This window comes from Chitinophaga niabensis, from assembly GCF_900129465.1.
Classification (GTDB): domain Bacteria; phylum Bacteroidota; class Bacteroidia; order Chitinophagales; family Chitinophagaceae; genus Chitinophaga; species Chitinophaga niabensis.
Map to the genome: position 1 here is coordinate 296,082 of NZ_FSRA01000002.1, position 19,243 is coordinate 315,324.

Consider the following 19,243-nt stretch of genomic DNA (forward strand, 5'->3'; position numbering starts at 1 on the left):
AAATAGTAATCCGATGGTTTTCAAGCTGATTTTCACCTAACCTTGAAACTGAACCCAATTATATTCCGATGATCAATATCGCAGAGAGGCACAAGTTTATTCTTAGCCGGTTGCACGAGAAAGGCTACATTAACGTATTGGAGCTTTGCAAAGAACTGGATGTTTCGGGAGTAACAATTCGAAAGGATTTGAAACTACTGGAAGATAAAGCCCTGCTGTACCGCTCCCATGGAGGGGCTACTGCACAAAACCCTTATACGAACGATAAACCGGTGAATGAAAAAGAGAAGATCAGGCGGGAAGAGAAGAATAACATCGGAAAGGCGGCCGCCTCTCTTATTGTACCGGGTGATGCGATCATTATCGGCTCGGGCACTACTGTACTGGCCCTTGCTCAACATATTCAACCCCGCGGGCCATTAATGATCATTACCTCAGCACTGCATGTTGCCCTGGAGCTGAACCGTTTTCATGATATTGAAGTGTTGCAGCTGGGTGGTGTGTTGCGGAACAATTCCTCTTCTGTTACGGGTACTTATGCAGAGAAGATCCTGGCTGATTTTTCCTGCAGTAAATTGTTCCTCGGTGTAGACGGGATTGATGTTGAATTTGGATTAACGACTTCCAATATAAATGAAGCGCATCTCAACCAGCAAATGATGGCAGCCGCACAAAAAACAATTGTGGTAGCTGATTCTTCCAAGTTTGGGAAAAGGGGTTTCGGCAGGATCTGCCGGCTGGAAGATGTAGACCAGGTGATCACGGATAAAGGTATCTCTGATCACATGAAGAAGCTGCTGGAAGATGTGGGGATAGAGGTTACGATTGTGTAGACGCTTCCTCAAAATAAACATTGCACTAATTTTGCTATTTTTACAGCAAATGAATAACTATGATCCCGGAAGAAAACTTGAAAATATCATTCGAGGAGTTAGCATTGAGGGGGCAACAGATACTTGCACAACAACCAGAAATCTCCTATGCAGAAGCTTTAGCACAAGTACAACGGTTAAAAAAGATTTCGAAAGTAAATCAGTCATCAAAGAAGAACAGGCCGAATTCTTAAAAAAACATGCCTGGGAAAATGCCCTTTGGTATGATGAGGTTCCTCCCAATGAAAAATTTCTCGTAAGAGGTGGTGAAGCCAGCGTATACTTTGAGGCCGACAGCAAAAGTGTTATTAAGTTAAATGATGGCGTTTATTATGCAACCTGGCTTGAGTTTTTTAACAGCCTTGTAATTCACAATCTACTTTTCCTAATACAACCTATTCCTTCCTTGGGTTCATTGAAGCATATGAATCTTTTCATGCCGTTCTCCAGCAACCTTTTGTTGCTTCCGACGACGTTGTTGAACTACCAGATGTAAGGAAATTACTCGCGTTCAACGGTTTTGAAAATCGAAAAAGGAACGGTCTCCCCACTAACAACTACTACAACAAAGAATGGGGTATCATCCTGGAAGATATCCATGATGAGAATGTGATCGTACATTCAAATACCTTCTTTTTTATAGATACAGTATTCTACACTGCCTTTCAGGATAATTGACGAAACTTTTACTTCGCCGCCTCAACAGACAAAGCATGCTGAAATATATTCAGCGGGTCCCATTTGCTTTTTACATTTTGCAGGCGCGGGTAGTTCTCTTTATAATACAGCGTATGCCATGGAACACCTGATTGGTTCCATTCCGGGTCTTTGAGATCAATATCCGGATGATTGATCATACAGCCATCGGTTTGTTCATTGGGTACAGGAACACCACCGGTTTTTATAAACAGCTCTTTATAAAAATCCCGTACCCAGGTCAGCGCAGCCGCTTCAGCTGAGGGATCACCCCAACCCACATTGCAGGCAGTATCAAAAATGCAATCCCGTTGAGCCGATGCCGTTGCTTCCGGAGGTACTGTATTTACTTTTCCGCCGTAGGTGGCCATCCCCAATCCACCTCCGAAACTTCCTTCCATGTTAAGGTATTTATAGGCCGTTGCAATCTGGCTATCTGTAAAAGGCTGGCGAAGGAATGCATCCTTTGGTTTTGCCAGTACATTGTCGTACCCAGGTTGGAATAATTCAGGGAAAGGATTGAGTGCGAAACGCAGCCAGGAAGTTTCTTCTATCTGTGGTGTATAAGGCAAACCCAGGGGGCCGGCGATGGCAGCCAGATGTTCGTTGATAAGTTCAGCAGCTTTAGGCCCTAAGCACAGCCCTTTTATTTCCAACCTGCCAATGTTGCGATGGTTAAGGAAAAGCAGGCTGAATAATGGTGTGTATGGAGAATCCGGCGCACTGTTCTTGTATCCCCATTCTCCGAAATTCCGCGCGAGCCGGATAAACAATTGCTCATCAATATCCTTCCAGTCCCAACCCAACCGGAAAGTGGTAATAGATGCAGGTGCTTTTGGTAACGCAGCAGCGGGGTCAGCTCCAACGGCACCAGGAGACCGGAACCAGAAGCGGGTCACAATACCAAAGTTCCCGGCACCACCACCTGTATGTGCCCACCAGAGTTCCCGGTTAGGATCATTTGCTTCCCTGGTAGCGATCACACTGTAAGCTTTGCCGGACGCATCCACTGTTACCAGCTCCAGGCCATAAAGATGATCTGCCGCCAACCCATACTCCCGGCAAATAAAACCGAAAGCGCCACCCGCTATATGTCCGCCTACACCAATGCCGGGATGTTCTCCGGCAGGAAGCACAACTCCCCAGCCCAGGAAAAGCCTGCGATACATTTCACCTACTGTGGCACCGGCTTCCACTGCAAAGGCAGACCTTTCCGTATCATAATGAATGTCCGTCATCAGCGACATATCGAGCAACACCTGTACTGCGGGGTCTGATACAAAACCTTCCAGGCAATGACCACCACTGCGTACCACTAAACGCTTTTTACTGGTCACGGCTTCCTGTACAGCTGCTATCACCTCCTGGGTTGTAGTGGGGAGACGGATGTATTCGGGTTTTCCGGTGAAACGTTTATTGAATCTCTTTCCCGCGAGATCAGGATAGCGGAGGTCTTTCGGTGTGATCTTTTCCATCTGCTAAATTTAAATAAAAAAAGCCCCCCGATCTTCATCGGAGGGCTTTTACCTTTCAATCAGTAAATTATTTTCTTCTTGTAGTTGTTTTCTTTTTCTTGCTCACTGTTTTCTTTGCAACCACCTTTTTCTTGGCAGGGTTTGCATTCACTTCGGGTCTTTTAACCGGAGCGGGGAAACGTGATTTATCAACTGTGGCAGCTTTATCATCCAGTGTAAGCTGAAGGGATTCTTTCAGGATCTCTTCTTTCTCTGCCTGGAATGTTTTCATCTTCTCTTTCGGGATCCTCAGATCGTAGCTGTTGGTTTCACCTGCCAGTGTCTGAGCAAAGTTTGGATTTAATCTATCCAGCTCGGCTTCGTCCACAGACAGTTTTTTCGCAATCGCTTCGAGTTTGTATTTACCGGTGATATTGAAAACTACGGTGTTGTAAAGATCTTCGTCAGACAGTGGTGCTGCTTTTTTGTATTCGGCAGGCATGGTCATCCTTGCTGCGGGTGCTACATAATTATCGCTCACACCAAAGAAGGTATTGAAACGATCGAGGATGTACCCGGTGGCAATGAATTTGTATACATGATTACGGGATTCTGCAGGAAGGAAATACTGGATGCCCCAGAAATCGCTTCTTCCGCTGATCTTTTGTGCTCTTTGTACACCACCTGCTCCACAATTGTAGGCAGCTACTACCAGTAACCAGTCGTCGAATTGCTCATACAGTTCATTCAGGAATTTAGCGGCGGCCACGGTGGATTTGTAAAAATCCTTCCGTTCGTCCACTTTCTTTCCTACGCTGAGGCCAAAGATCCTGGCCGTACCGCTCATAAACTGCCACATTCCTACGGCGCCAACCCTTGAGCGGGCATTGTAGGACATACCTGATTCAATCACTGCCAGGTATTTCATTTCCTCGGGGATGCCGTGGTCTGTGAAAACCTTTTCGATCATGGTAAAATAAGGCGCCGCCTTGTCTACCATCACTGCGAGGTGCTGGCTGTAACGGGTGGCGTAATCATTTACATATCCGGTAATGTAGTGATTATTCATTTGTTCGTACACCTTGGGATTGCGAACGACCACGGGCATAGCCTGTGCGGCCTGTTTCACTGCTAAAGTAGCAGGAGAAGCGGGCACCACTGTGTCTTTCGGCAGGTGTGCGGATTTTTTAAGGGTGACTGAGGTATCAGCGGATAGTTCAATTCCCGGGATAACCATCTCCTTAGGGCTCATATTGCTGGCGGCGTCTGCACTGGTAATAATCCCCAAGGCCGGCAATAGGAGTGATAAAAAGACTTTCGTCATACGCGTTGTTGTTTTATTCTATGTTTACTTGCTGCTCATGCAACATGCTATGTGCTATTTGTAACAAGTTCTCTTCGTCAAACTCCTTCGTGATGATCTGTATACCATATGGCATCCCGTTGGAATGCCTGTGCAAAGGTACGGAAATTGCCGGAACCCCGGTCAGATTGGCTAAAACTGTGTAGATGTCCGCCAGGTACATGGCTATGGGATCATCCATTTTTTCACCGATCTTAAAAGCCGTTGTAGGTACGGTAGGGAGCAGAATGGCATCATATTCGCCCAGGATCTTTTGCATCCTTTCTACTACCAGCCTCCTAACCTGCTGAGCCTTAGTGAAATAAGCGTCGTAGTAACCGGCGCTCAGCACAAAGGTACCCAGGAGGATACGGCGTTTTACCTCTTTTCCAAAGCCCTCAGACCTGCTTTTTTTATAGAAATCGGTCAAGTCCAGATCCTTTTCAGGTGTACGGTAACCATACTTTACCCCGTCAAATCTGCTAAGGTTGCTGGAGGCTTCTGCGGTGGTGAGCACATAATAGGCTGCCACAACATAATCCAGGTAATCGAAGTTCACCCCTTCTACGGTGTGCCCTTCTGCTTTCAAATCTTCAAAGAAACTTTCATACCCCCCACGCATCTCAGTATCAAGGCCTTCGTGATGCAGGGCATCCTTTAAATACGCAAATCTCCGGTTTTTATTGTGTGGGAGACTAGCTTGATAATCAGGCACTTTACTTTGAGAGGCTGTACTGTCGTATGCATCTGGTCCGGCGATGACTTGTAGAACCAGTGCCACATCTGCAATATTCGAGCCAAAAATGCCTATTTGGTCGAACGAGGAAGCATAGGCGATGAGCCCATGCCGCGAGATCCGGCCATAAGTGGGTTTAAGGCCTACAATACCGCAAAAATCAGCTGGCTGGCGTACGGAACCGCCGGTATCGCTACCCAGGCTCACCTGGCATAAACCAGCCTGAACGGCTACAGCAGAACCTCCGGAACTGCCGCCGGGAACACGTGTATTATCCAGGGCATTGAGCACATTGCCGTAGGCAGAGTTCTCATTGGTGGAGCCCATGGCAAACTCATCACAATTAAGGCGCCCGATGATAATGGCGCCTTCAGCGATCAGCCGCTCAACGGCTGTTGCAGAATAAAGAGAAGTAAACCCTTCCAGGATCTTTGATGCGGCGGTTACCTCATGGCCTTTGTAGCAGATCACATCTTTAATGCCGATCACTACGCCTGCCAGGCTGCCGGGGCGCTCTCCTTTTTGGATACGCGCATCCAATGCCGCTGCCTGCGCCAAAGCGTCCTCGCTGAATACTTCCAGGTATGCGTTCAAATGCCGGGCCTGCTCAATCCGGCGCAGGTACAAATGCACCATTGCCTCGCAGGTCGTTTTTCCGGCATACAACGCCTCTTGAAAAGACGATATACTGCTGAATTCAGTCAAACCCAAACCAGTTTAAATCTTACAATGGGAGATCTCTAATAAAACGGAAATCCTCTACTCTTTCTATGTGGGAGGGAGAGACGCGATTAGTTCTTCTTAACTTCGCCTTCTTTCATGCCTTCTTCCATCTCACGACGCACGTTGTCTTTGGCATCTTTGAACTCACGGATACCTTTACCCAGGCCACGCATCAGTTCAGGAATTTTCTTACCTCCGAACAGGAGCAATACAACCAATGCGATAAGGATAAGTTCAGTCATGCCCAGTTCTTGAAAAAGTAAAAGCGGTGATTTAACGAAAATTGCGGTCATTTCTCAGTTTTTATAATGTTCAGCTAACAAAGATAGGTTTTAATTTGGGGTTTTTCAATGCAATCGCAGGACTTTAATTAAGTTTTAAGGATGCGCGCGAAGGCAGGATGGATGCGGATTAGACAGGATTTTTGCTCTCTAATTGTTGTTTCGGTTAGAAACTGTTAATATATACGCAGAAGAGGGGGGAACAGATGTTTTTCCGCAGATCGGGCCGGGCATAAAAAAAACGGAAGCCCATTGGACTCCCGTCAAGAATTAATTTCCTGTATTAGTACTAAACCCTTTTTTCCTTAATACGAGCTGCTTTACCCTGGCGATCACGCAGGTAATACAGTTTAGCCCTTCTCACTTTACCAACTTTGTTCAGCACCACTGAATCAATGTTTGGAGAATGCATAGGGAACAACCTTTCAACACCTACTCCGTCAGAGATCTTACGCACAGTGAAAGAAGCTGTAAACCCAGTACCCTGAACCTTTACAACATCACCTTTGAAGGACTGGATACGCTCCTTGTTACCTTCTACGATCTTATAGTTAACGGTAACGTTGTCACCGGCTTTGAATTTCGGAAATTGCTTGGCAGCAGTCAACTGCTCGTGAACAAAAGAAATCGCGTTCATCTTTTTCTAATTTATAGGACGGCAAAGGTAAGGAACTATATCCAAATACCAAGAGCTTTTCCCGGTTTTTAAAAAAATTAGTTGCTAATCATGGCTTAAGATGTCCGGCCGGCGCTCTTTTGTTCTCCTGAGGGCTTCCTCATGGCGCCATTCATCCACTTTACGGTGATCCCCGCTTAGCAGGATGGCAGGCACTTTCCAGCCCCTGAACTCCTCCGGCCTCGTATACACAGGGGGCGCCAGCAGGTTATCCTGGAAAGAATCGAACAAAGCGGAGGTTTCGTCGTTCAGCACCCCCGGCAGCAGGCGCCCTATGGCGTCTACCATTACTGCGGCGGCCAGTTCCCCCCCGGAGAGTACAAAATCCCCGATGGATACCTCCAATGTCACAAAATGCTCCCGTACCCTTTCATCTATGCCTTTGTAATGCCCGCAAATGAGCAGCAGGTTCCCTTTCAGGGAAAGCCCGTTGGCCATGCGCTGGTTAAACGGTTTGCCATCCGGCGTCAGGTAGATCACTTCATCATAAGTTACTTCCTTCTGCAGGCTCTCAATGGCATTCACCAGTGGCTCTATCATCATCACCATGCCGGCGCCGCCGCCAAACTGGTAATCGTCCACCTGGTTCTGGCGAAGGGTGGAATACTGGCGTAAATGATGCACGTTCACTTCCAGCAAACCCTTGTTGCGCGCACGTTTCATGATAGAATGTGCAAAAGGGCTTTCCAGCAGTTCCGGTAATACGGTAATGATGTCTATCCGCATGATCAAATGGTTTATTTCCCCAAATAGATGTCCAGCAGGCCATCCGGCAGTTCCAGGTATACGATCTGTTGTTTCTTGTCTATCTTCAGCAGGGTCTGCTCATTCAGCGGAAGCAACATCTCCTGCTCTTTGAACATTACCTTGGCCAGCACCTGTTGCGGCATTTCAATGATCTCTTCTATCTCACCCAGTAAACCCGCTTCTTTGTCTTCTACCTTAAAACCTAAAAGTGATAAGGGTGCAGCCGATGAAGCCAGGCCTTTAAAGTCTGCCTCTTCCAGGTAAACCCCTTTCTGCATCAGTACCCGCGTAGCTTCCCGGGTATCAATGCCTTCCAGTTTGAGATAGGTGTTCTCTGCGTCTTTGGCTTTGGCTTTCTGAATGAAGTAGGGCATGAAACTGTCCTTCCGTTCTTCAATGAACACCGCCGTGATATCTTTCAGGGCTGTTTTCTTTCCCAGGCTGTGCCGGAGAACGAATTCCCCGTCTGTACCATAAGCGGCAGCGAGTTTCCCGATATTGAAATAATTAGCCATTCAAGGATGCCTTTTAAAAAGCAAAAAGGGAATCTTTGCGAACAAATCTTCCCTTTTTGCAATATGGTATTTGATGAATTATGCTTCAGCAGGGCCGTCGCCTTCAGCTTCAGCAGCAGGAGCATCTTCAACTTTCCTTACAATCGGAGTAACTGCGCGGGCAGCTCTCTTTTGGCTTTCGCGGCGAGCAGATACTTTTTCTTCGTGATCAGCCTGCCATTGCTCAAACTTAGTGTAAGCAGTTGGTTCATCGAACAGTCCGAGTTTAACGCCTCTCAGGAGGTGTTTCAGGTAAAGTACGCCTTTGAAGGACAGGATGCGTCTAACAGTATCGGTAGGTTGTGCACCTTTCTGCAACCAGCGTAATGCTTTTTGCGTATCGATGTTGATAGAAGCCGGTACAGTCAAAGGATTGTATGTACCTATCTTTTGGATGAATTTACCATCCCTTGGCGCGCGGGCATCAGCCACTACTATAAAGTAAAAAGGTCTCTTTTTAGCGCCGTGTCTCTGTAATCTGATCTTTACTGGCATAAATAAGTCGAATTATTTGGTGCGAGTTGTTAGTGAATAAAATTGTTTCAATCGGGCAGCAAATGTAGCCCTAAAATTCAAATTCTCAAAATGTTTTCATTTGCTGAATATCTCTAAAGGGTTACGAATAATAAACTAATCTCTTACAGATCAATCTGTTTTATTATCCGTTATCCCTCCTATCCTCTCATTTTGAGGCCTTTAGCCCCGCCCGGGATCTTGTTCATCATTTTCATCATCTGCCGCATCTGCTCAAATTGCTTCATGAACTGGTTCACGTCGGTGATCTCTTTACCGGCTCCTTTGGCGATCCGTTTCCGGCGGCTGCCATCGATAAGGTCCGGATTAGCCCTTTCTGCAGGGGTCATGGAATTGATCATGGCCTCTATGCCTTTGAAGGAATCATCGCTGATATCGAGGTCTTTCACCGCTTTACCTACCCCCGGGATCATTCCCAGCAGGTCCTTGATGCTACCCATTTTTTTGATCTGCTGTAATTGCTCCTTGAAGTCGTCAAAATCAAACTGGTTCTGGCGGATCTTCTTTTCGAGCTTTTTAGCCTGCTCCTCGTTGAACTGTGCCTGTGCTCTTTCCACGAGGGTGGTAATGTCTCCCATCCCCAGGATCCGCTGCGCCATCCTTTCAGGATAGAACACATCCAGCGTATCCAGCTTTTCACCCATGCTCACAAACTTGATGGGCTTGTTCACGGTGTATTTGATGGTCAACGCAGCACCACCGCGGGTATCACCATCTAATTTGGTGAGTACCACACCGGTAAAGTCCAGCCTGTCGTTGAAGGCTTTGGCTGTATTCACGGCATCCTGACCGGTCATGGAATCCACTACAAAGAGGATCTCCTGTGGTTGTACGGCAGCTTTTACATTGGCTACCTCGGTCATCATCACTTCATCCACCGCCAAACGGCCCGCGGTATCTATGATCACAATGTTGTAACCCTGTGCTTTAGCCTGTTTGATAGCATTCTCTGCTATCTGCACAGCATTCTTGTTCTCAGGTTCGCTATATACTTCCACCCCTATCTGGCCGCCCAGTACTTTCAACTGATCGATCGCCGCGGGACGGTAAATGTCCGCCGCTACCAGTAAAGGTTTCTTGTTCTTTTGTGTTTTGAGGAAATTGGCCAGTTTACCGGAGAAAGTGGTTTTACCGGAACCCTGCAGACCCGCTATCAGGATCACGGTAGGGTTGGCTTTGATATCCAGCTCCACTTCCGTGTTACCCATCAGTTCGGCCAGTTCGTCCTTCACGATCTTCACCATCAGCTGGCTGGGGGAAATAGCCGTGATCACTTTCTCGCCCAGTGCTTTATCCTTTACCTTATCGGTGAATTCCTTAGCGATCTTATAGTTCACATCCGCATCCACCAGGGCCCTGCGAATTTCCTTCACAGTAGTGGCCACATTGATCTCAGAAATGCGTCCTTCTCCCTTAAGCTGCTTGAAGGCTGACTCTAACCGCTCCGATAATGATTCAAACATATACTTGATACCGGCATTTTGACCGGGAGTGCAAAAATAAGCTTTCTAAAAAGTAAAAAGTTAAAAAAACGAAGAAAGATGGCCGGTCCGGCTTAAAAAATCCCTTTTTTTCAAAGTATCAGCCTCCTTCCGGGGGAGTACGATCTCCTCTTTCTCCTATATCGCTCCTATAGCATTCCTATAGCATTGTAGGCACATACCTATATCCAAACGATATAGGAATGCTATAAGAGTGCTATAGGAATGCACCTTCAGTGATATAGGGATATAGAACTATCAAACCGCTATAAACGAAAAAAGGGACCAGGTTTGCACCTGATCCCTTCATTTACAATATGTTACAGCTGATTATCAACCTCCCAGGTAGTTGCGGAGCAACTTGCTGCGGGAAGTGGTACGGAGCTTTGTGATGGCTTTGTCTTTGATCTGGCGAACGCGCTCACGTGTAAGGCCAAATTTCTCACCGATATCTTCCAGGGACATGGGATGTTCCACACCAATACCGAAGTACAGCATGATCACATCTTTCTGGCGGTCTGTAAGGGTAGAAAGGGAACGCTCGATCTCGCGGCGGAGGGAATCATGATGGTCCAGTTCCTCATCTGCGCTCACAGCATTCGGATTTTCCAGTACATCGAGCAGGGAATTATCTTCTCCGTCAATGAAAGGCGCATCCATGGATACGTGGCGGGCAGCTACACCTAAAGTAGCTTCCACTTCTTCCGTATTTATTTCGAGGATAGTAGCCAGCTCATCCGGAGAAGGCTCTCTCTCAAATTCCTGTTCTAACTGGGAATATGCTTTGCTGATCTTGTTGGACAATCCCACTTTATTCAACGGTAAACGTACAATACGGGATTGTTCTGCCAATGCCTGGAGGATCGATTGACGGATCCACCAAACGGCGTAGGAGATGAATTTAAAACCACGGGTTTCATCGAAACGCTGTGCTGCTTTTATCAGCCCCAGGTTTCCTTCATTGATCAGATCACTTAAGGATAAGCCCTGGTTCTGGTATTGTTTTGCAACAGACACTACGAAACGCAGGTTTGCTTTTGTTAGCTTCTCTAAAGCGCGCTGGTCGCCCTGTTTGATCCGGATGGCCAGGTTCACTTCTTCTTCCGGCGTAATGAGATCCACTTTGCCGATCTCCTGCAGGTACTTTTCTAACGACTGAGACTCACGATTGGTGATCGACTTCGTGATTTTAAGTTGGCGCATTGACATAGCACGGGAACAGTTACAGGTTAAAAAAAAGTTAATTTAGAAGAATGCTAGACAAAAATAACTTTTTTTAGATGCTGGCCAAAAAAAATATAGTCCTGTTAAATCCTTTTTAAGCTAAATCGATTGTGGGCAAGAATATTCAAGATGTAATACTATTTTGCCCTAAACCGCCATTGTTTTAACCTGAATTCTGAAGATTGGGGAAATAACCAAATAAAGAAGTGGTATATACATAATCCAGAAAGATCATATTTCAAAATAAAACCACGTTTGATAATGAATTAGTTAATATATCAAAAAAAACTCAAAATTTCCTTTGTTAGACTAAATTATTTTCTATAATTGCATGCAGATGATTTAGTTTTTATAATAATACTGTGCGATGTCAAAGAAAGTGCAATATGAGTTAGAATATCCGGTTAGATGCTCCCCAGGTATCCTGTTTGAATTTCTATCAACCCCGGCAGGCCTTCAGGAATGGTTTGCGGACAAAGTGGATTTCAGGGATAATGTTTTTTCTTTCTCCTGGAACGGATCCACAGAAGAGGAAGCAGAGGTATTGGAACAGTTACCAGATGAACGGATACGTTTACGCTGGTTACACGCCCCCAAAGGAGAATACTTTGAATTTAGTATTCAGATATCAGAAGTAACGAACATGACTATACTTACCGTTAGAGATTTTGCTGAGAAGAAAGAAGTGGCAGATCAAAGTCAGTTGTGGAATTACCAGATAAAAGACCTATTTCACCGTATCGGCAATTAAACCGGCCCCCTGTTCAGCAATTCCAGCAGTGGCGCGTAAGCAGCCACGGCCTTATCAATTATTTTTTCCCAATCCTGCAACTCGTACCTTTTAGCAAGTTTTACAAAAGACTTTTGCACTATGCTTTCCCAATGCTCCGGCGACAGGGAAGTGATAGGCAGGAAGTTGTTTGCCTCAAAGTGATGCTGCCAGGGATCGTCCTGTATACAAACAGACCAGTGTTCCGCCGCCAGCAAAGCCTGCGAAGCCAGCAATGTAGCTCTGTGCGGTACTAAGTATTCTCCGCCAAGGTGTACGGTGGTGCTGAAAAAACGGCCCCACCAGAAAAAAGTACGGCAGGCAAAGATATTGTCGCGACTAAAAAGACGGGGATAATCGAGGATCACATAAGGCAGGCCCTGGTAATTCTCTCCTTTGGAGATCTTCGGGGAAAATGCGCCTTCCACCGGAAAGGCCGATATCACCCGATCTGCTGCCATGGCCAGTTGCAACGCTCCGAAAAGCTGAAATACCTTTTCAATGATCCGGTTCTTATGTAAGAGCCAGTCTGCATCCGTTACTATGCTCAGTTCTTTGCTATCCAGCTGATATTGGTTCATATGAATAATTTAACGCTTTTTTGATAAGCCCATACTGTGGAGCTTAGCGGATTCGTGTTAACTTTGTGCATCAGCATACAAAAGTATACTGAATATCAGGCAGTTTTACATTTTTCATTTTTATTTTTCATTCACCGACTGTGAAGAAACTCGATAAACTCATCATTAAAACCTTCATTGGGCCATTTATCGCCACATTTTTTGTGACGCTTTTTGTTCTCATCATGCAATTTGTATGGAAGTACATTGATGACCTCGTAGGGAAAGGCCTGGATACACCGGTGATCGTAGAACTGCTGGCCTATACCAGCGCAGGGCTTGTTCCGCTCGCTATGCCACTGGCGGTACTGCTGTCTTCCATTATGACCTTCGGGAACCTGGGCGAGAGCTTTGAACTGGTGGCCATTAAGTCTTCCGGTATTTCCCTGCTGCGTTTCATCAGGCCTTTGTTTATCCTTTCCTGTATCATAGCACTGGGTGCTTTTCTCTTTTCCAACTACATTATTCCCATTGCCAACCTCCGCGCAAAATCCCTTTTATACGATATCACACAATCCAAACCGGCCTTCAATATCAAACAGGGTGTATTCTACACGGATATTCCCGGTTACGTGATCAAGGTAGCGCGTAAGGAGCCCGACAATAAAACCATTCACCAGGTAATGATCTATGACCGCACAGCCGGCACCAGGAATGAAAGGCTGATCCTGGCGGAAAAAGGGCTCATGGAATTGTCGCAGGACAAACGTTACCTGAACTTTACACTGGAGAACGGCTGGCGCTTTGAGGATAAAGGAGAACCCCGCGGCACCGGCAACAATGAACTGGTACGGGTGGGCTTCAAGAAATACAAAATGCCCTTCGACCTGGCTTCTTTTGCATTCGACCGTTTACCAATGGACCTCTTTGCTTCCAACCAGCAAATGCTGAACATCCGCCAGCTGGATGAAGGCATTGATTCCTTATATCGTGTGGACTCAACATTTGGCCGTACTGCAAGCGCCTATGTTTCAACCCGTTATCCATTCTATAAATGGAAAGATACTGGCTGGATGGCCCAGGCGCCTCCTTTAAAAGCAACTTCTTTCTATGATATCATCCCTGCAAAATCCAGGCGTTATGTGCTGGACAGGGTGGAATCAAATATCCGTGATGCAGAAAGCAGCCTTAGTACCACTGCAAAAGACTTCTCCGATAACTTTAAAAGAATACTTCTTTTCAAAGTGGAATGGCAGCGGAAATTCTCGCTGGCATTGGCTTGCGTGGTTTTATTCCTGATCGGGGCTCCACTTGGTTCAATAATTCGTAAGGGTGGCTTAGGTACTCCGCTCGTTTTTGCCGTTATATTCTTTGTGATCTTCAATATATTCTTTATGTTGGGGGAGAAAATGGCCAGGAACGATGTGATGGCTACCTGGAGCGGGATGTGGCTGGCCAATTTAGTATTGCTGCCCATTGCTATTTTCCTGGTAGTAAAAGCCATGAACGATTCCAACCTGTTTAACCAGGAATTCTATTACAGATCATACAAACGCATTAAACAATATATCCAGAGAAAACGAAATAAACACGAAATAAGCGCATAACTAAATACACACATTACGGACCTACAACTTACAACGCATGCTGAAAACACTGGCAACACTAGTGGCTAAGAACCGTTATTTTTTTATCCCATTCCTCCTGTGGCTGATCATTGGCGGAGCCCTATTGACGATCTTTACAAAGGACCAGCTGTTCCTTGCGGTGAACGGCGCGCACAATCCCGTTGCGGATATCCTGGTTACCATCAGTACTTATGTGGGCAACGGCCTCCTCTTCGGGTTGATCCTTGCCTTCTTCCTTTTCAAGCGCCAATGGCGGAATTTCTTTATGGGTGCTGCCGCTTTCCTGCTCGTAACACTCATCGTGCAATTCCTCAAACGCGCATTCAGTGAACCCAGGCCTATCTCCTATTTCACAGATCCTACCGTTCTTCATATCCTGCCCTGGATCAGTGTGCATAGCGGACTGAGCTTTCCTTCGGGCCATACCTCTACTGCATTTGCCATGTACTGTTTCATTACATTGATGTGGAGCAATAAGAAAATGGGCTGGGTATTGTTCCTGCTTGCACTGAGCACTGCACACTCCCGTTTGTACCTTAGCCAGCACTTCTTTTCAGATGTATATGTAGGCAGCATCATCGGCACTTTCTGCTGTACGCTTGTTTACTGGCTGTTCGAATACAGAAAAAGTCAAACACCCGGAACTACGTGTATCCACAACACGGTGATCACACCTTCTGCGGGAAATATATAAATAACAGAATAATTAAGGTTTCTTTGCGAACTTAGCATCTCAACAATAGAGAAGCATAAATCGTACATCCTGATGAAGTATCTTTTGATCGCAATCGTTGCGGCCCTGTTATTCATTCCCTTCCTGGGTGCTGTGCATCTGTTCGACTGGGACGAGATCAATTTTGCAGAAGCTGCGAGAGAAATGATCGTTACCGGCAATTACTCCCAGGTGCAGATAGACTTTCAGCCTTTCTGGGAAAAGCCGCCGTTATTTATCTGGATGCAGGCCATCAGCATGAACATCTTTGGCATCAATGATTTTGCAGCCCGCCTGCCCAATGCTATTGTTGGGATTGCCACCCTGCTCACGTTCTTTCATATCGGTAAAAAACAGGTAGATGAAAAGTTCGGCATCTGGTGGGCACTCATTTATGCCGGTTCCTGGTTGCCGCATTTCTATTTTAAATCCGGGATCATAGATCCTACTTTCAACTACTTCATTTTTGTTGCACTATATTTTGCGTCACGGATCACATGGTCTGCGAAACCTACGCGCATGGCTATTTTCAGCGGCATCTTCCTGGGGCTGGCAGTACTCACCAAAGGGCCTGCAGCGTTCCTCATCGCCGTGCTGGCTTTGCTGGTCTACTGGATCGTGAACAAGTTCCGCATCCAGATAAAGATCGTACACCTGCTGCTGATCATGGTGTTCTCTTTACTGACCACCGCGCTGTGGTTTGGTTATGAAATAGCCGCACACGGCTGGTGGTTTGTGAATGAATTTGTGGTTTACCAGTGGCGGCTTTTCAGCACACCGGATGCAGGGCATGGCGGACCATTCTTTTATCACTGGATCGTATTGCTGATTGGCTGTTTTCCGGCCAGCATCTTCCTGCTCAGCTATTTCCAAACCAGCCGTACAAAATCCATTTACCTGCAGCAATCAGGTGAGTCCAAAGATTTCAGGGTATGGATGTGGGTGTTATTCTGGGTAGTGTTATTGCTGTTTTCCATCGTTAAAACAAAGATCGTTCACTATTCTTCCCTCTGTTATTTCCCGCTGAGCTACCTCGCGGCTTTACAGATCTACCGTTTGCTGGAAGGAAGGTTTACATTGAAAGGATGGAATATCAGCCTGATCATGGTGATAGGGATCATCCTGGGCCTTGCCATTGGATTACTGCCACTGGTGGGTATTTATAAACATGAACTCATTCCTCATATCGGCGATCCTTTTGCGCGGGCCAACCTGGAAGCAGATGTGCCTTTCAGCTTCGGGGAAATGGGTTATGGCATTGGCTATATGATCCTGGTGATCGTGAGCTGTGTAATGCTCTTTAACAAAAAAGTAAAACAGGGGCTGCTCTGCCTTTTCATCAGCACTATCTTTATACTGGAAGCAACGGTGTTGAATTTTGTACCCAAAGTGGAGAAGTTCTCACAGGGCGCAGCCATTGAATACTTTGAATCGTTCATCGGGAAGGACGTGTATGTGCATCCTTTGAGCTATCACAGCTATGCACATCTTTATTATACGAGGAAGCAGCCGGGTGGCGATCCTGCCTATTATAAGGAAAATCAGAAAGATAATAAATGGTTGCTGGAAGGCAACATTGATAAGCCGGCCTATTTTATCTGCCGGATCCAGGATTCAGCTCCGTGGCGGGCACATCCCAACCTGGAGGTGACCGGTGAAAAGAATGGATTTGTATTCTTCAAAAGGAAATAAAAGAAAAGCCCCGATGGATCGGGGCTTTTTTTATTTTTTAGCGGCATCGTACAGCTTTTCCACTTCGTTCCAGTTGATCACATTCCAGAAGGCGGCCACATAATCCGGGCGTTTGTTCTGGTATTTCAGGTAATAAGCATGTTCCCAAACATCCAGCGCCAGGATGGGTTTGCCGGTTTCTTTCACCAGTTCCGTCATCAGGGGATTATCCTGGTTAGGGGTGTTGATCACCGCGAGCTTACCATCTTTCTTCACGATCAGCCATGCCCAGCCTGAACCGAATTGGGTTTTAGCGGCATCGTTGAACTTTGTCTGGAATGCTTCAAAAGAGCCAAAGCTGGCATTGATAGCAGCCGAGAGCTTTGCAGAAGGTGTGGTTTTCTGTGCGCCCAGCAGGGTCCAGAAAAGGCTGTGATTGTAATGCCCACCTCCGTTATTGCGGATAGCGGCTTCCTTTGCGGTCACTTTTGCGAGGATCTGCTCCAGTTCCAAACCTTCCAGCGGGGAACCTTTCAGGGCATCGTTCAGGTTCTTCACATAGGCGGCATGATGCTTATCGTGGTGGATCTCCATCGTCATTTTGTCGATATATGGTTCCAAAGCATCAGTAGCATAAGAAAGTGCAGGCAGCGTAAAAGGTGCTTTTTCCGCTAACAGGGCCTTCTTATTCTCCGCGGCAAACAATCCTTTTGGATCAGCCATTGCGGCTAAACCGGCCAGGCTGGCCACTTTGAGGAATTCTCTTTTATGCATATGTTTATTATTGATCTTACAAATCTAAAAGATAGCGGGTAATTCAGCGCAAATTTTACACCAAGTTTAAAGCATGCGTTACAACATACATAATATTCATAATATCATATTATCCTTACTTTTGCGATATGATTAAAATAAAGAAGAAGATTATAGTTTAATTTGAAATTAATTGCTATTTTACTTTTATATTCATGTGTTGTTGTTGTAGTATTTAATCATTATCGAAAGATGAAGCGAAATATCCCTGGCAGATGGCCCGGCCCTGCCCCGGTAAGCAAGGCTCCGGATGCCGCCCTGTACTATCCAAACCGGCAGACGCCGGCTCTCGTCCATCCCCATCAAAAATTGAATGTTGGAATAATCTTACCGGCAAACGACTGTTTTGCTTACTTCGCCTGAAGAGGAGAAGGAAAATTTGATTTTAGCACAACTTGAAAAACAATCTGTCAGCTGATCTAACCACTTCACCCGGTAACAGGGTTTAGCGGTCTTTTGGCATTTTGGCAACCAGTATTTTCGTTATTACTTTAAATATTGAAAGGATAAAGGAGGAGCATATCTTCCTTTTGTGGACATGGTTTTGGTGAAGTCCTTATACTTTGGCCCGTAAAAATTAACCTGACAAGAAGAAAAGAGAACCGAGACAGGCAAAATTATTCACCTAGTAAATCAAGTCCAGAAGCAGCATGATGATTCAGGATCGCGTACAGAAGACAAGGCATGAGCCGTTGACCTATTCGCCATTTTTTTACCGGCCCGCGATTGGGAAGGAGAAGGAGGCCCTGCTGAAATTGTTGCAGGATAACCCTCAGATAAGCGTGTACGATGAGTTAGAGGGTCAGTTAAAAGAGCTGATCAAAAGTAAACACCCATCGCGCCGATTAACGGCAGAAGAGTCAACCGCCGCCATTAAGGAACACCTGGGAGGTATTGCCCCGGAAGATTACGGTGTATGGGTACATTATCCATGGGCAGGAAAAGTTGTACACCTGCTGGACGAACAAGAGTTTATTACCATGCGCACCTCGCGCAACCTGCATAAAATAACCATTGAAGAGCGAGATATACTGGGAAGCAAGCGAATTGGGGTGATCGGTTTGTCCGTGGGGCAAACGATTGCCTTAACTTTGACGATGGAACGGATCTGCGGAGAGCTCCGGCTGGCAGATTTCGATACCGTTGAGCTTTCCAATCTGAACCGGCTCCGTACCGGTGTTTTTAACCTTGGCCTTCCAAAAGTGATCATAGCTGCCCGGGAAATACTGGAGCTGGATCCTTTCATGAAAGTGAAGTGCTATACGGATGGCGCCACCGAAGAAAACCTGCATAGTTTCTTCACCGAAGGGGGCAAACTGGATGTGCTGGTGGAAGAATGTGATGGCGTGGATGTTAAGATCCTCAGCCGGATCAGGGCTAAAGCACTGAAAGTTCCTGTAGTGATGGACACTAACGACAGGGGCATGCTGGATATTGAACGCTATGACCTGGAAGAGGATTACCCTCTCTTACATGGCCTGATACCAGACATCGCAGATCTGAGCGTATTACGCAACCTTACCAATGAAGAAAAGATACCCATCCTGGGGCCTATGGCTGGTATAAAAGATATGAGCCCCCGGATGAAGCAATCGCTTGGAGAGATCGGTAAAACGATCACAACCTGGCCGCAACTGGCATCCTCTGTGATGCTCGGCGGGGCACTTGTGGCAGATACCTGCAGAAGGATCCTGTTAGGTCAGCTGCAATCATCAGGCAGGTATTATGTAGACTTTGATCAACTCATTCAATAATGCCCAGCGTAAATAA

At 46.2% G+C, this 19,243-nt stretch carries 18 protein-coding genes and 1 pseudogene; 7 read left to right on the forward strand and 12 right to left on the reverse strand.

Translation table 11 applies throughout. The features are described 5' to 3' along the window. Positions 1-68: 68 nt before the first annotated feature. Positions 69-833, forward strand: a complete 765-nt coding sequence (locus tag BUR42_RS18045) for a DeoR/GlpR family DNA-binding transcription regulator (RefSeq protein WP_074240830.1) — start codon at positions 69-71, stop codon at positions 831-833. Positions 834-882: 49 nt separating this feature from the next. Further along, positions 883-1,550, forward strand: a pseudogene (locus BUR42_RS18050) (putative polyvalent protein kinase domain-containing protein). 8 nt (positions 1,551-1,558) lie between these two features. Here BUR42_RS18050 and BUR42_RS18055 read toward each other — a convergent pair. From BUR42_RS18055 to BUR42_RS18100, 10 genes are all read right to left on the reverse strand, one after another. Beyond that, positions 1,559-3,043, reverse strand: coding sequence for an FAD-binding oxidoreductase (locus BUR42_RS18055; RefSeq protein WP_074240832.1), 1,485 nt, complete (start codon positions 3,041-3,043; stop codon positions 1,559-1,561). A gap of 67 nt (positions 3,044-3,110) precedes the next feature. Further along, positions 3,111-4,346, reverse strand: coding sequence for a lytic transglycosylase domain-containing protein (locus tag BUR42_RS18060; RefSeq protein ID WP_084185691.1), 1,236 nt, complete (start codon positions 4,344-4,346; stop codon positions 3,111-3,113). A 13-nt stretch (positions 4,347-4,359) separates the two neighbouring features. Next, on the reverse strand, positions 4,360-5,811 hold the full coding sequence (gene gatA / locus BUR42_RS18065) for an Asp-tRNA(Asn)/Glu-tRNA(Gln) amidotransferase subunit GatA (protein ID WP_317044477.1): 1,452 nt from the start codon (positions 5,809-5,811) through the stop codon (positions 4,360-4,362). An 80-nt stretch (positions 5,812-5,891) separates the two neighbouring features. Further along, entirely contained in the window at positions 5,892-6,065 is a 174-nt protein-coding gene (locus BUR42_RS18070; protein ID WP_317044478.1) for a Sec-independent protein translocase subunit TatA/TatB, read from the reverse strand. 328 nt (positions 6,066-6,393) lie between these two features. Continuing rightward, positions 6,394-6,741, reverse strand: a complete 348-nt coding sequence (gene rplS, locus BUR42_RS18075) for a 50S ribosomal protein L19 (protein WP_074240836.1) — start codon at positions 6,739-6,741, stop codon at positions 6,394-6,396. 84 nt (positions 6,742-6,825) lie between these two features. Next, positions 6,826-7,506, reverse strand: coding sequence for a tRNA (guanosine(37)-N1)-methyltransferase TrmD (trmD, locus tag BUR42_RS18080; protein ID WP_074240837.1), 681 nt, complete (start codon positions 7,504-7,506; stop codon positions 6,826-6,828). 11 nt (positions 7,507-7,517) lie between these two features. Continuing rightward, entirely contained in the window at positions 7,518-8,042 is a 525-nt protein-coding gene (rimM, locus tag BUR42_RS18085; RefSeq protein ID WP_074240838.1) for a ribosome maturation factor RimM, read from the reverse strand. Positions 8,043-8,120: 78 nt separating this feature from the next. Continuing rightward, positions 8,121-8,576, reverse strand: a complete 456-nt coding sequence (gene rpsP, locus BUR42_RS30170; protein ID WP_074240839.1) for a 30S ribosomal protein S16 — start codon at positions 8,574-8,576, stop codon at positions 8,121-8,123. A gap of 179 nt (positions 8,577-8,755) precedes the next feature. Further along, positions 8,756-10,078: a signal recognition particle protein gene (gene ffh / locus BUR42_RS18095; RefSeq protein WP_074240840.1), complete on the reverse strand. Its 1,323-nt coding sequence runs from the start codon at positions 10,076-10,078 to the stop codon at positions 8,756-8,758. Between the two features lie 351 nt (positions 10,079-10,429). After that, entirely contained in the window at positions 10,430-11,299 is an 870-nt protein-coding gene (locus BUR42_RS18100) for a sigma-70 family RNA polymerase sigma factor (RefSeq protein WP_074240841.1), read from the reverse strand. Positions 11,300-11,687: 388 nt separating this feature from the next. Here BUR42_RS18100 and BUR42_RS18105 point away from each other — a divergent pair, with 388 nt between their 5' ends. Beyond that, on the forward strand, positions 11,688-12,071 hold the full coding sequence (locus BUR42_RS18105) for an START-like domain-containing protein (protein ID WP_074240842.1): 384 nt from the start codon (positions 11,688-11,690) through the stop codon (positions 12,069-12,071). Here BUR42_RS18105 and BUR42_RS18110 read toward each other — a convergent pair. After that, entirely contained in the window at positions 12,068-12,670 is a 603-nt protein-coding gene (locus tag BUR42_RS18110; RefSeq protein ID WP_074240843.1) for a hypothetical protein, read from the reverse strand. The genes BUR42_RS18105 and BUR42_RS18110 overlap by 4 nt on opposite strands. A gap of 140 nt (positions 12,671-12,810) precedes the next feature. Between BUR42_RS18110 and BUR42_RS18115 the strand changes: the two genes are divergently transcribed. From BUR42_RS18115 to BUR42_RS18125, 3 genes are all read left to right on the forward strand, one after another. Continuing rightward, on the forward strand, positions 12,811-14,256 hold the full coding sequence (locus BUR42_RS18115) for an LptF/LptG family permease (RefSeq protein ID WP_074240844.1): 1,446 nt from the start codon (positions 12,811-12,813) through the stop codon (positions 14,254-14,256). 37 nt (positions 14,257-14,293) lie between these two features. Then, positions 14,294-14,971: a phosphatase PAP2 family protein gene (locus tag BUR42_RS18120; protein WP_074240845.1), complete on the forward strand. Its 678-nt coding sequence runs from the start codon at positions 14,294-14,296 to the stop codon at positions 14,969-14,971. Positions 14,972-15,043: 72 nt separating this feature from the next. Then, the gene (locus BUR42_RS18125; RefSeq protein WP_074240846.1) at positions 15,044-16,681 is read left to right on the forward strand and encodes an ArnT family glycosyltransferase; all 1,638 of its coding nucleotides are present in this window, start codon (positions 15,044-15,046) and stop codon (positions 16,679-16,681) included. A 30-nt stretch (positions 16,682-16,711) separates the two neighbouring features. Here BUR42_RS18125 and BUR42_RS18130 read toward each other — a convergent pair whose 3' ends face one another. Then, positions 16,712-17,434: a superoxide dismutase gene (locus tag BUR42_RS18130; RefSeq protein WP_074240847.1), complete on the reverse strand. Its 723-nt coding sequence runs from the start codon at positions 17,432-17,434 to the stop codon at positions 16,712-16,714. Between the two features lie 689 nt (positions 17,435-18,123). Between BUR42_RS18130 and BUR42_RS18135 the strand changes: the two genes are divergently transcribed. Continuing rightward, positions 18,124-19,227 carry a ThiF family adenylyltransferase gene (locus BUR42_RS18135; protein ID WP_074240848.1) on the forward strand — a complete coding sequence of 368 codons (1,104 nt, stop codon included), beginning with the start codon at positions 18,124-18,126 and terminating at the stop codon, positions 19,225-19,227. Positions 19,228-19,243: the final 16 nt, after the last annotated feature.